This window comes from Streptomyces sp. NPDC021080, from assembly GCF_044333225.1.
Lineage (GTDB): Bacteria > Actinomycetota > Actinomycetes > Streptomycetales > Streptomycetaceae > Streptomyces.
The window spans coordinates 67,545-80,019 of record NZ_JBIRQM010000014.1 but is presented as its reverse complement, the minus strand read 5'-3'; the positions used below and the strand labels follow the sequence as shown (position 1 = coordinate 80,019).

11 protein-coding genes are annotated in these 12,475 nt (G+C 73.6%); 7 read left to right on the top strand and 4 right to left on the bottom strand.

Features of this window, described 5'->3' with window-relative positions; translation table 11 throughout:
• Positions 1–249 precede the first annotated feature (249 nt).
• Positions 250–1,077, bottom strand: a complete 828-nt coding sequence (locus tag ACH4S8_RS31100; RefSeq protein WP_398400253.1) for a helix-turn-helix domain-containing protein — start codon at positions 1,075–1,077, stop codon at positions 250–252.
• A 111-nt stretch (positions 1,078–1,188) separates the two neighbouring features.
• Here ACH4S8_RS31100 and ACH4S8_RS31095 point away from each other — a divergent pair, with 111 nt between their 5' ends.
• The 4 genes from ACH4S8_RS31095 (at position 1,189) to ACH4S8_RS31080 (ending at position 3,143) form a co-directional block, all read left to right on the top strand.
• Positions 1,189–1,902 (top strand): SDR family oxidoreductase, encoded by a 714-nt coding sequence (locus ACH4S8_RS31095; RefSeq protein ID WP_398399897.1) that lies wholly within the window; start codon positions 1,189–1,191, stop codon positions 1,900–1,902.
• 147 nt (positions 1,903–2,049) lie between these two features.
• Positions 2,050–2,283: a cold-shock protein gene (locus ACH4S8_RS31090; protein WP_398399895.1), complete on the top strand. Its 234-nt coding sequence runs from the start codon at positions 2,050–2,052 to the stop codon at positions 2,281–2,283.
• Positions 2,284–2,451: 168 nt separating this feature from the next.
• Positions 2,452–2,820, top strand: a complete 369-nt coding sequence (locus ACH4S8_RS31085; RefSeq protein ID WP_398399893.1) for a peptidase inhibitor family I36 protein — start codon at positions 2,452–2,454, stop codon at positions 2,818–2,820.
• Between the two features lie 98 nt (positions 2,821–2,918).
• On the top strand, positions 2,919–3,143 hold the full coding sequence (locus tag ACH4S8_RS31080) for a hypothetical protein (RefSeq protein WP_398399891.1): 225 nt from the start codon (positions 2,919–2,921) through the stop codon (positions 3,141–3,143).
• A gap of 48 nt (positions 3,144–3,191) precedes the next feature.
• On the opposite strand, the gene ACH4S8_RS31075 is transcribed toward ACH4S8_RS31080, so the two are convergent.
• The 3 genes from ACH4S8_RS31075 to ACH4S8_RS31065 are packed head-to-tail and all read right to left on the bottom strand — an operon-like array spanning position 3,192 to position 8,480.
• Positions 3,192–5,123, bottom strand: coding sequence for a hypothetical protein (locus ACH4S8_RS31075; RefSeq protein ID WP_398399889.1), 1,932 nt, complete (start codon positions 5,121–5,123; stop codon positions 3,192–3,194).
• A 34-nt stretch (positions 5,124–5,157) separates the two neighbouring features.
• Positions 5,158–6,726, bottom strand: a complete 1,569-nt coding sequence (locus tag ACH4S8_RS31070; protein WP_398399887.1) for a protein kinase — start codon at positions 6,724–6,726, stop codon at positions 5,158–5,160.
• Entirely contained in the window at positions 6,723–8,480 is a 1,758-nt protein-coding gene (locus ACH4S8_RS31065; RefSeq protein WP_398399885.1) for an FHA domain-containing protein, read from the bottom strand. Before ACH4S8_RS31065 ends, ACH4S8_RS31070 begins: the two co-directional genes overlap by 4 nt.
• Before the next feature lie 89 nt (positions 8,481–8,569).
• Between ACH4S8_RS31065 and ACH4S8_RS31060 the strand changes: the two genes are divergently transcribed.
• The 3 genes from ACH4S8_RS31060 (at position 8,570) to ACH4S8_RS31050 (ending at position 12,454) form a co-directional block, all read left to right on the top strand.
• Complete coding sequence (locus ACH4S8_RS31060) at positions 8,570–10,129, top strand: hypothetical protein (protein ID WP_398399883.1); 1,560 nt, start codon at positions 8,570–8,572, stop codon at positions 10,127–10,129.
• Positions 10,130–10,626: 497 nt separating this feature from the next.
• Positions 10,627–11,529 carry a hypothetical protein gene (locus ACH4S8_RS31055; RefSeq protein ID WP_398399881.1) on the top strand — a complete coding sequence of 301 codons (903 nt, stop codon included), beginning with the start codon at positions 10,627–10,629 and terminating at the stop codon, positions 11,527–11,529.
• Positions 11,530–11,680: 151 nt separating this feature from the next.
• Positions 11,681–12,454 carry a YqjF family protein gene (locus ACH4S8_RS31050; protein ID WP_398399879.1) on the top strand — a complete coding sequence of 258 codons (774 nt, stop codon included), beginning with the start codon at positions 11,681–11,683 and terminating at the stop codon, positions 12,452–12,454.
• The last annotated feature ends 21 nt before the right edge of the window (positions 12,455–12,475 follow it).

Sequence of the window (12,475 nt, the reverse complement as noted above, 5' to 3'; positions counted from 1 at the left end):
GGGATCCCGGAGCGTGGCGCAGCACGCGCCCACGCTCAGCGCAGGCGCCCGTCCTGCGGTGAGGCACGCAGGCACCGCTCGTGGTGGGGCACGCAGGCACCGCCCCCGTATCCATCACCGCGCCAGGGACAGCGCGAGCGGCCATGCCAATAGCCCCCTGCGTCCCCGAGGCTTCGGTAACGCCGGACGGGGCCCGGTGAGGTACGGGAACGTCGTGCGCAGACTCCGATCGGGACGCCGACCACGCGCTCACGACGCTCCCACGTCCTCGGCGGTCATCGACAGCAGGACCAGGGCGTCGTGCTCGGCCGTGCCGGGCGGGGCCTGGTAGACCAGCAGGCGCTGACCGTCACCGGCGGTACCGAGCACCTCGTTGGCGAGCGTGACCGAACCGATCACCGGGTGCCGGAACGCGGTCTCGCCGCCCCGCTTGACCCCCACCTCGTGCCGGCGCCACAGGGCGGCGAACTCGCCACTGGCCGCCGACAGTTCGTCGACCAGCGCGGCCGTCCGCCCCGGGGCGGACAGCTCGGCGGTGCGCAGGTGCGCGACGCTGTTGCGGGTCACCCGGTCCCAGTCGGCGAAAAGTGTCCGCGCGGCCGCGTCCAGGAAGGTGTACCGGACCGTGTTGCGCGCTCCGGGCGGCCAGTCTTCGAGCCCGGGCATCAGCGCAAAGCCCTCCGGGTTCGCGGCCAGCACGTCGTTGACCTCGTCGAGTACGTACGCGGGGCTGGGCCGGACCGACTCCAGCAGCAGCCGCAGGCCGGGGCCGGCCGGTCGCGGGTCGGTCGGTCGGCGGCGTGGTGTGCGCCCGGCCACGTGGTCGGCGAGGCCGAGCAGATGGGCGTGCTCGTCGGCGGTGAGCCGCAGGACCCGGGCCAGCGCGCCCAGTACCGCGTCGCTCGGAGCGCTCTCCCGCCCCTGCTCGATCCGGATGTAGTAGTCCACGCTCACCCCGGCCAGTGCGGCCAGTTCCTCGCGGCGCAGCCCGGGGGTGCGCCGGATGCCCGGCCCGGTCGGCAGTCCGACGTCGGCCGGGCCGATCCGCCCGCGCCGGATCCTGAGGAACTCCGCCATCGCGTTCACGGAGCCGAGTCTGCCACCGACCGGCCCGCTCCTGGGTGGCCGTGGCACACCCAGGAACCATCCGGCCTCCCCGCGACCGGTCCGCCGGTGCAGCCTCGGAACATGACTGACACGATCATCATCGGCGGCGGCTCCGGCATGGGCCTCGCCCTGGCCCGGACACTGCTGGCCCAAGGCACGGATGTGACCATCGTCGGCCGCTCGGCGGACCGGCTCGCGAAGGCCCGGACGGAACTGGAGCGTCCCGGACACGGGAGGATCGGCACGATCACGGCCGACATGGGACGGGAGGAGGACGTGGCCGAACTCTTCGCCCGGGTCGAGAAAGTGGAGCACGTCGTGGTCACCGCGGCCGACGCGACCGGCGTGTACGGCCCGACCGCCGACCTCGCCACCGCGACCGCACGGACTCTCATCGAAACCAAGTTGCTCGGTGCCTGGTTGGTCGCCAAGTACGCGGCCGGACGGGTCACCGGCTCGATCACCTACACCTCGGGCATCAACGCGTACCGCCCGAACGGGGCGAACACGATCATGGCCGCGGCCAACGGCGCGCTCGCGTCACTGGCGTACGGCCTGGCCATCGAACTGGCCCCGGTACGGGTGAACGTGGTCTCTCCGGGCTGGGTGGACACCCCCATCTGGGACCAGCTCGCCATGGACAAGCAGGCCGCCTTCGCCGAACTGGCCGAGCGGCTCCCGGCCCGCCGCGTCGGGGCCCCCGACGACATCGCGCAGGCGTTCTCCGCGCTGATGCACAACGGATTCATCACCGGAACCGTGCTGCACGTGGACGGGGGACACCGCATAACCTGATCCGGTACCGCGGACCCGGCACCCGAGTCGGTGGTGGGACGCGACGGTGGGGGAGAGCCGGGAGCGGGAGCCCGGGGCGGGGGAGAGGGCTCCGCAGGCCGGGGACGGCGCTCCCCCGCTCACCGACACCGCACGAGGGAGCAGGCAATGTCCGACACCACGTCCGCAGAGGTGTTCACCGGCCGCGTGCTGGAGTGGCACAGCGAGATGGGCTGGGGAGTTCTCGTCTCCGAGGACCTCCCGGACCCGGTGTGGGCCCACTTCTCGGTCGTCCAGGCCGAAGGCTATCGCGAACTGACCGCCGGTCAGAGCGTCACGTTCTCGGCGGAACAGGCCGAACAGGACGGGTACCGGCGGCGCGCGGTGTCGGTCTGGCCGTAAGCCGCGAGAACGCCACGGCCCCACCTTTTCCGGAGATTGCGACCAATGCCATCTCCGTGAACCACATGTGCGCGGGGCCCGTTTCGCGACCGGATGCCCTCGAGGAACGACAGCTGGACGCGGCGACCATGACCGCGCTTCCACGATCAACAACGGGAGAGGACATTCATGAAACTGACAGTCAAAACAGCGGCGGTGGCGGCAGCCATCGCCTCCACCGTCGCACTGGCGGCTCCGGGAACCGCGTCGGCTGACCCCCAAGACGCCTGTATGAACGGCATGGTCTGCTTCTTCGACGGCCACAACGACACCGGGGACATGCTGCAGCTCTATCCGGTGGACACCCCCAACATCGGTTGGACGTGGAACGATCGGGCCGGCTCGGTGTGGAACCGCAGCGGCGATCAAGTCTGCATCTGGACCAATGCCGACTACGACGGGTACTACTTCAGCATTCCGGCGGGCGCGAAGCAGGAACTTCTGTTCCTCTACGACAACGCGGTGTCCTCCTTCTCGGTCAGCGGCTGCGGAGGCTGATCCGGCTGGTCGACCGAACCCGCCATCCACCCGCGCTTCCAGGGAGGACGGCGGGATGGCGTCCCGCGTGGCATCGTCCATGTCCTGTGCAAGGGCGTGTGGTTCGCCTGCTGGTCGCGGTCGCGGTCGCGGTCGCGGTCGCGGTCGCGATCGGACTGGACAACAACCATCTGCCGAACGGCTACGACCCCGAGTGCTTCGTCGCCGACCAGGACGAGACGGCGTGGCTCTGTACCGCGACGGACACGCTGCGTCGGTGGAAGGTACCGACCCGGAAACCCGACCTGCGCGTCTACGCAGGGATGGGCGTCGCCGGCCAATAGACCGGCGTCCGACGCCCGTTCCGACTGCCGCGCCGGTGGCCGGGTCCGTCACGAACAGGCGTAGCTGAAGGTCGCTTCCGCCTCGGACGGCTTGCCCTGGTGTGTGATCCGCAGGCGTGCCGTTCCCCGGAAGCTGCCGGGGCCGCGCACGGTCCAGCGCAGGTGCACGGTGACCCTGCGCTCGCCCTTGGGGGCCATACGCACCAGCTCGCCGGAGTCGTGGCCGTCGCTGCGCAGCCAGTGGTACGTCACCGCGCCGCCGCTGCCGTCCGTGGTCACGACGCCGACCAGATCGGCGGTCTGTCCGCAGTGCAACCGCCCGGCGGGCGCCCGGACTTCGACGGCGGTGACCGTCGGAGCGGGGGACGGGCGCAGCAACAGCCAGAGCAGGACGGCCGCGGCGGCAAGGAAGGCCGTTGTGGCGATCCAGGCCCGCCGCCTGCGACGGTACGGGCGGCGGCTGTCCGGTGTCGCGGACGCGGTGCGCCACTGGGCACGCAGGACGTCCTGGGCCTCCAGCGGGACGCCCGGGCCGAAGCGCAGCAGGATCCCGCCGTCGTCCTCACCCACCGACGACGGCGCCGTCGCCTGGGCGGGCGCCGCCGCCAGAGGTCCGGCAGGTGTTTTGGGCAGGGGGCCGACAGGAGTCGCGGCCGAGGACGCGGCGGGGGTGCGGTTGCGCTTGCCGAGGATGGTGGCCTGGTCGTCCGAGGCGGCGGCCGAGTGGGGTTGATGCCGGCGGGAGCGGGTGCGGCTGGGCATGGTGAGCTGTTCGTCCGGCAGGGTGTGCCCGGACCCGCCCCCTTCCAGGGCCGAGCTCCCGAGACGTGTGCCTAGGGAACCCTTGGAATCCTCGCCTTCGACCTCCACATCCTCAGCACCTGCGCCGTTGTCGGCACTCGCACCGCCGGCACCCGAGTCCGCCATGCCTGAGTCCCTGGTACCTGCGCTGTCGGGACCCGCGCCCTCGGCGCCTGAGTCCCCGATACTCGCGCCGTCGGCACCCGAGTCCGCCGCACCAGAGCCCCCAGTACTGCCGCCATCGGCAGCCGCGGCCTGGGCACGAGCGTCCTCGACCTCTTCGCTCTCGAGACCGGCGACGCTGAGACCGGCGGCTCCTGAGTCGGCGGCTCCGGGTTGGGGGGTTGCCGGGCCGGAACCTTCGCCTCTGTCGTCCCGCGGGTGCACGCCCCGGGCGTCCACCCTCGTCCCGTCCGCCGCCGGCGCCCAAGTGATCCCCGAAGCGGTCGCGGCCACCGCCGCGCGAAGCTCCGTGCGCCGCAGGAAACCCGCCGGGAGCACTGTGCGCCCGGCGACCAGTGCCGCCCGGGCCGCCGCGAGCCCCTGCGAATCGGCGGTGGTGGAACAGCGCGCGAACAGAGCGGCCGCGGGGGTGCCGGGGACCGCCCAGGCCTCGCCGAGAGTGCGGGCCAGGCCGGCCCAGGCCGTGACGTCGGCCTCGCGGCGCGCGGAGTCCGTCACGGAGCCCGGTACGTCGCCCAGCACCGTGCCCAGCGCGGCCTCGGCGAGCAGGGCGACGCCGTCCGGGGCGAGGACGACGGTGTCCGCGCCCAGCGTCCCGTGGGAGAGGCCGGCCGCGTGCAGGGCGAGCAGGCTCTGCGCGGTCTCGTTCAGGACGCTGGCCGCGCTGCCCGCGTCGGGGCCCGAACCCCCGCGGGTCGGCAGGTCCGTGAGGGTGGGAGCCGGCGGCCGGGCGGTGATCAGCCACACCTCCCCGGCCTCCGTGACGAGGTCGACCGTGCCGAGCACCCCGGGCAACCGGAGCCTCGCGACGGCGAGCACGGCCGCCGCGAGCCGCTCGCGTGTGCCCTCCGGCGCGAGCAGGGCACGGTCGACGCGCAGCGCGCCGAGCACCGGCTCGCCGGACCGGACCGGGAGCAGCGCGTGCCAGGTGCCGTGCCGTGCGTCCCGCGTCCAGCCCGACAGAGGCCGCCCGGCGACCGTGGTGGTTGTCGTCATGGCGATCCGTTCTCGTTCTCGCCCGGTACGGCGCTCAGCACGGCGGCGCGTCCAGGGTGCCGGTCTGCGGTCCGTTCGCGGCGGCCGGAGTGCTGGTGAGCGTGACCGTCCAGGTGCCCCGGCACGGGTGGTTGGAGAAGTCCGCCACGAAGGTCACGGGGTAGTGCGTGCCGCCGGACAGCTCCCGGGTCTGGTGGCCGTAGGGGTCTGCGGGCGTGTCCACGTAGTAGTCGGCCGTGACGGTCACGGGACCGGTGCCGGTCGTGTCGACGATGACGTCGGCGACCAGCGTGCCGGGGGCCTGCCCCCGCTGCCAGGAGCCGATGGTGATCGTGACCGTGCCGGGTGCGGGCGGGGCCGGGCTCGCGGTCGTCGGCGTGGGGGAGCCGACCGGCGCGGCGGTGCCCACCGTGGGGGTGGGGGAGGCGGACGGGCTGTCCGAGGGGGTTCCGGTCGGGGTGGTGTCGGCCGTCGGGGAGGCGCCGGACGCGGACACGGACGCGGACGGCGAAGAGGCCGACGGCGTCGGGGAGTCGGCTTTTGAGGGCACCGAACTGGCCACCGTCGTCGACGTGTCGTGCGGACGGGCCGCCACGGCCGTCGCCCCGCCCGCGACGACCACGAGCGCGGCCGCCCCGGCGGCGGCCTTCCAGCCGCCGCGCCTGACCCGGTCGAGCAAGGTCAGGGCCCGGGCCGGTGCCTCGAGGGTCGCCGTCGCGGTGAAGGGGAACAACAAGGCGAGCAATGCGGTGAGTTCGGCGAGTCGTCGGCGTCCACGCTCCTCCCACCCGGCGCCGTACCCCTCGACGGCGGACCGTTCCAGGTCGGCGAGGAACGCCTCGATACCCGGCCGCTCCGCCGGCTCCTTGGCCAGTCCCCGGCGCAGCAGCCCGCGCAACGGGCCGGGTACGTCGTCCAGGGGGACGGGAGCCCGCAGGTGCTGCAGCCGCAGCGCGCTCACGTCGTCGCCGGTGAACGGGCGGCGCCCGGTCAGGCACTCGTGGAACACGGCCGCCGCGGCGTACACGTCGCCCGCCGGACCCGCCGGTTCGCCCCGCCACTGCTCGGGCGCCATGTAGGCGGGCGTGCCGGCGGCCTCGGTCTCGCGTCCGCTGCGTACGGCGATGCCGAAGTCGGCGAGCGCGCTCGTGCCGTCGGCGCGGACCAGTACGTTCTCCGGCTTGTAGTCGCGGTGGACCACCCCGGCCGCGTGGGCCGCGCCGAGGCCCAGCAGCGAGCCCTTGAGCAGGACCAGGGCGGCCTCGGGGCCGGTCGCCCCGTGCCGGCGCAGCAGTTGGCGCAGACTGACGCCGTCCACCGCCTCCATCACGATCGCGGCGCCGCCGCGCGCCTCGACGTACTCGTACAGCCGCACCACGCACGGGTGCCGCAGGTCGCCCAGCAGCCGGGCCTCGGCGCGGAAGCGGGCGAGGAACTCCCTGTCTCCGCGCAGGTGTTCGCCGAGGTACTTGATCGCCACGGGCACGCCGGTCGCGGTGTGCCGGGCCAGTACGACCCGTCCGCCGGAGCCCTCGCCGAGCGTACGCACCTCTTCGTAACCGGGTACGGTCCACGGGCCGGGTCCGCCGGTGTCCTCGTTCACGCTGTTCCCTCCACGGTCGCGCCCATCGCCGGAGCGGGTGCGGCACCCCGCGCGTCACGCCGGAGACGTACCCGCCGGGCCAGCCACCGCACCGGCGCGGACCACACGGGGAAGGCCACCAGGGCGACCACGACCGCCTCGGTCAGCGTGGTCCACGGCGGGGGCAGCCACCCGTCCAGCAGGTCGCCGATCCGGGAGCGCCAGGCCAGCAGGGCGAGGACCAGGAAGCCGTACGTCCCGACGACGACCGCCAGGCCGTACGCGGCCATGCCCGCCTGCCGCGGGCCGGGCCTGCTGCCCGCGCGCAGGTCCTGCCAGAGCCCCTTGCGGAAGTACGCGCTCGCCTCCTCGCGCAGCCGCGGCACCCGCAGTGCGTCGGTCAGGGCCTGGTAACCGTCCAGCGGCATCAGGGGGTTGAAGTTGTAGAGCGTGTTCAGATAGAGCCCGAAGGCCAGTTGGAAGAGGACGGCCGAGACCGGTCCGGCGGGCAGGAAGGCCGCGCCCGCCGCGCACCAGCCGGCCAGCACCGCCGTCGACAGCGGCCCGGACAGCGCCACGACGACCCGCGACCAGCGGGTGCCGAACCACATGTCGCTGGTGTCCACGAACGCGAACGGCATGCCCATCATGAGCAGGAACCCACCGCGCCGCACCTTGCGGCCGTACGACTTCACGGCCAGCGCGTGCGTCAACTCGTGGACGACCAGGGCGGACACGTATCCGGCGGCGAGGAGCACCGGGCCCAGGACGCCCGCCCCGCCGAAGTCCAGCAGGTGCTGCCGCCCCTGGGCGACGAAGAACGCGACCAGCCCGCCGATCACCGACAGCCAGACCAGCGCCACGCCGGTCCGGGAGAACAACCGCCAGCCGACGGCCTGGTAGAGGCGGGTCACGGCCCGGTCGAGGCCGGGGACCGAGATCTCCAGTTTCAACAGGGCCCGGTACACGGCCTGTCCGGCGCGGCGCCAGCCCTTCCGTTCCGCCTCCTCGGCGCGGCCGGGCAGTCCGCGCAGCAGTCCCGCGCCCGCGAACGCGGCGAGCGCCGCCTCGATGCGCGGGAGGGCGAGCTCCCCGAAACGGTCGGCGTAGGCGAACAGCAGGTCCCGTACCGTGTTCTCGCCGTCGACGGCGTGCCAGAGGAAGACCTCGCGCTCGTCCAGCTCCAGATACACGCCGGTCCGGGTGTTGTTCAGCACCCAGCGGGGTCCGCCGCGGTCGGTGGGCACCTGCTTGAGCGCCCAGCCGGAGCGGCGGCGGGGACGTGCGGTCAGCGGTCCGTTCGCCTCCGGCACCGACTCCTCCGCCGCGGTGGGGAGTTGGGTGAGCTGGGTGCCGACGACCTGGGTGCGCTGGCCGATGTGGGCGTCGCGGGGCTGTTCGAACACCAGGCGTACGTCGCCGACGGACAGCTCGGTGCCGTCGGCGAGGTGGGCGGCTCCGCCGTGCAGGTCGACGCCCGCGACGGCCGTGCCGTTGAACGAGTCCAGGTCCTCGACCCGGAAGCCCGACTCCGTACGGACGATCCGGGCGTGACGGCGCGACACGCTGGCGTCGGACAGCACGACGTCGCTGTCCGCGCCCCGGCCCAGCGTGGTGACCGGGCCGGTGAGCGGGACGAGCAGCGCGGGGTCGTCGAGGCCACGCAGGTGCGGCGCGGCGTACGACGTCGGTGCCGCGCCGCGGCGCAGGGTGCCGCAGTGCAGGCAGTACGGGAAGTCGCGCCGCACGTGGACGCGGCAGGCGTGGCAGAGCATGCGTCGGCTCAGCCCGCGCCGGAGCCGCTGATGGACGTTCCACCGGAGAAGCCGCCACCGGTCTCGGTTCCGGGCGCGGAGGGGGAGAGGTGGGTGGAGATTCCCCCGCCGGGGCTGCTCACACCGCCGCGCACGCGCTCGGCACCGCCGAGGACGCCCGCACGGCCGCCACCGCCGCCTTCGCCGGGTTCTCCGCCACCGCCGCCGGGACGTCGGCCCGTGTTCTCCTGGCTGCCGCCGCCGCTGCCGTCGTCGCCACCACCGGGTCCACCGCCACCGCCGCCGGGTCGGCGCCCGGTGTTCTCCTGGTCACCACCGCCGCCGCCTTCGCCGCCACCGGTTCCGCCGGAGCCGCCGTCATGACCGTGACTGCCGCCTTCTTCGCCACCCCCGCCGTCGCCACCGCCGGAACCTCCGCCGTCGCCACCGCCGGACCCGCCGTGGCCGCCGCCCTCACCACCGCCGGAGCCGCCGTCGTGACCGGAGCCACCGTCACCGGTCCCGCCACCGCCGCCTCCGCCTTCGCCGCCGCCCTCGCCGCCGCCGGGTCGACGTCCGGTGTTCTCCTGGTCGCCGCCACCGCCACCGCCACCGTCACCGCTGTCTCCGCCGCCCTCGCCGCCACCGCTGTCCCCGCCGCCGCCACCGTCCTCGCCGCGGTCGTAGATGCCGCCGTGCCCGAAGTGACCGGCGTCGCCGCCGCCCTCGCCACCGAAGCCACCGCCGTGCCCCCCGAACCCGCCACCGGCTCCGGTACCACCGTCACCGAAACCGCCACCGGTACCACCGTCACCGAACCCGCCACCGAGCCCGCCGTCACCGAAGCCACCGCCGTGACCCCCGAGGCCGCCGAACCCGCCGAGGTCGCCACCGTCACCCGAGCCACCGTCACCGAGCCCACCGGAACCGAGCCCGCCGTCACCGAACCCGCCGTCGGCACCGCCGCCACCGAACCCGCCGTCACCGAACCCGCCGAAGTCACCCAGGCCGCCGTCGGGGCCGCCTTCGGCGCCCCCACCGACATGGTCCCCGAGCCCGCCGAGGTCCGTCCCGGCCGCGTTCCCGAACCCCCCGAAGTCACCGAACTCACCGAATCCGCCGCTCACGTCGGCCGGCGACTCCTGGGAGAGTCCCCCACCGAGCAGGCTCTGAGCGCCGGTGGCAGAGACGTCGAAGCCGCCGGCGGAGCCCTCGTGGCCGTCGGAGGGAAGCGCCGGGCCGGGCGCGTGATCGAGGGAAGCATGATCACCGGACACGTGGTCGGCGGGGAGATCCGGAACGTCATGGTGTGCCAGCGCGTGCGCCGCGCTCCCGAAGAACAGGGACGACTTGGACAGCCGCGGGTCGAGCGCGGCCGGCCCCCCGACGGTGCCGGACTCGACCCGCAGGGCGCGGAGCTCGCCCACCTGCGCGGGTGTCAGGCCGAGTCTTCGGGCCACCTCCTCGGTGTCACCGTCGAGTTCGGCCCTGAAAGCCGGGTCGACAGCAAGACGGGTCATGGCATCGCGAAAGGCGTCGTCGGTCATGTTCTCGGGTCTCCGTCGGTCTGCGTGCGCTGCTGTCTGATACCGGCGGAGCTGAGGATCCCCCTGGCCGGCGGCTACTGCCATTTCCGGCCATCCCCACCGATGCTGCACCGATGGTTATAAGGGGCATGACAGGGTGCGCGCAAGGCCGGGAACAGCGCACGCCGGTGAATATGCCTCTGGAAGGAGCGGACCTCTCGGTCGCGCACCGATCGGATACGGCCATCGGCGAGGCGGCCTGGACGGCTTCACAGGCCGGGGGACATCCCGCCGTCGAGGCACGCACGGCGCCGACGTGCCGAATCCCGGAGCGGTCCTGCACACCTGCGCACCTGCGCAGCAGCCGCGGGGCGCCGGGACCGGGAGCCCTGGGGACGGGCGACCGGTCCGGGATGACTGGCAGAACGCGGCGCCACCACGGATCCTGAGGAGAGGGGAGCGGCTGCTGCCTCACTCCCCGCGGAGGAAGCCGTATGCCGTGCACGTCTCCCCGAACGGACGTGAGCGCTGCCGTCGCCACGAGCGGCCCGGGCAGGGGCACCCGCCGGTGACCCGTCCGGGAAGGCTCCGGGCTCCGGGTTCCTCGGCTCCTCCTATGACAGCAGCCCGATGGGATCCTCATGCCCGATGCAGCCTCCCGAGCCGAGCGACGGATCGCGCTGGTCCGGGACGACGTGGCCGCACGCCTCGCGCTGGCACAGGAGTTCTACACGCACTCCTCCGAGCCCCTGCGCCGGTACGGTCGCGCCGAGCTGAGCTTTCTGCGGTGGTCCGCCGCACGCGGAGTGCTCGCCGCGGAGTCCGGTGCGCGCCCGGGCAGCCCATGGTGGCGTTCCGTGAACGAGGGCCTTCTCAGGGACAAGGTGGAGGCGGGTCTGCTGTGCGCCGGTGCCCCCGGGGCGGCGAGCGCCAGAAGCGTCGAGTACTGGGTGGACTGCATCCGCAAGCCGTCGCCGGCCGCCTGGTACCGCGCCCACAACGCCAGCATCGTCGCCGGCTACCTGCGCCACGAGGACCTGGGCGCGAAGGAATCGCAGGTGGAGCGGTTCATGATGAACGTCGCCCTGCTCCGCGTGCTCTTCACCCACGCCATGCTCGTGCGGCCGCGCCTCATGCTGGGGCGGCTGGCCCCGCTCGGGCCCCGGCTGGTGGACCCCCGCTACGGGACCGTGAAGTGGTTCCTCGACCTCGGCCGGTCCTTCCCGTCGGTGTACCCCGTCACGCTGCCCACCGAGGACACCATCCTCGACGAACACGCCCTGGCCCGGATGCTGGACTACGGGGTGATCGCGCCCAGGTTGCCGGCGCTGTACGCGGTCGGGGCCGCGACGCTCGAGGAACCCCGCCTGACGACCCTCCTGGACGCAGGCGTGCCGGCGTACGTCTGGACCAGGGCGGAGCGCTCGCTCTGGTACGTCGGCAACACGGGCGCCCATCTGCGCCTCATCGCCCGTACGACGGGCGTACACCTGCGGTGGCCGCCCTCTCCGGCCCGCCGCCGCACGGTCCCGCTGCACGGCTGAAGCCGGCTGCCGTGGTGCACCGGGCGGTACGGACGAGGCGGGTGACAGCCACCGCCACCACCCCGGTCGCCCCCCAAGCCGCCCCTCAGTCGTTACTGGCCGCCGCACGCCCGGCCGCCGCTTCCCGTACGCGGTCTGGCACCCTTGTGGGGTGCACCCCACGCCCATCACGCCCGAGGCGCCGGCCGCGGTGCGCAGTCCGCTCCTCACCCAGCGGTGGCTCGACCTCACCTTCGTCCACTGGGCCGTCGATCCCGCGGCCGTCGCCCCGCTGCTGCCGCACGGGCTCACCGCGGACACGTACGACGGGGTCACCTACGTCGGCCTCGTCGCCTTCCGGATGGACAAGGTGGGCTGGCTCCGGTTCCCCGGGGTGCCGTATTTCGGCTCCTTCCCGGAGACCAACGTGCGCCTCTACTCGGTCGACGCGCACGGCCGCCGCGGGGTCGTCTTCCGGTCCATGGACGCGTCGCGGCTCGTGCCGGTGCTCCTGAGGCGCCTCGGCTTCCGGCTCCCGTACGTGTGGTCACGCATGGACGTACGAGCGGACGGCGACACCGTCACGTACAGGAGTTCCCGGCGCGGGCCCGGAACCTCCCGGGTGCGGAGCCGCATTGCCGTCAGGGTCGGCCGACCCGTCCCGGAACCAACAGGGTTGGAGCACTTCCTCACGGCCCGCTGGGGCATGCACAACGCCTTCTCCGGCGGCACCGGCTACCTCGCCAACGACCACCCGCGCTGGCCGCTCCACCGCGCGGAGCTGATCACCTGCGAGGAGAACCTCCTCGAGGCGGCCGGGCTCCCGGCTCCCGACGGGCCACCCGTCAGCGTCCTGTATTCACCCGGAGTCCCGGTACGTCTCGGCAGACCCACCGACCTGACACCCCGGAGCCATGTCCCGCCGCCGGAGCCGAAGGAGCCCTGACCCCGGCCTGACGCCGGCACG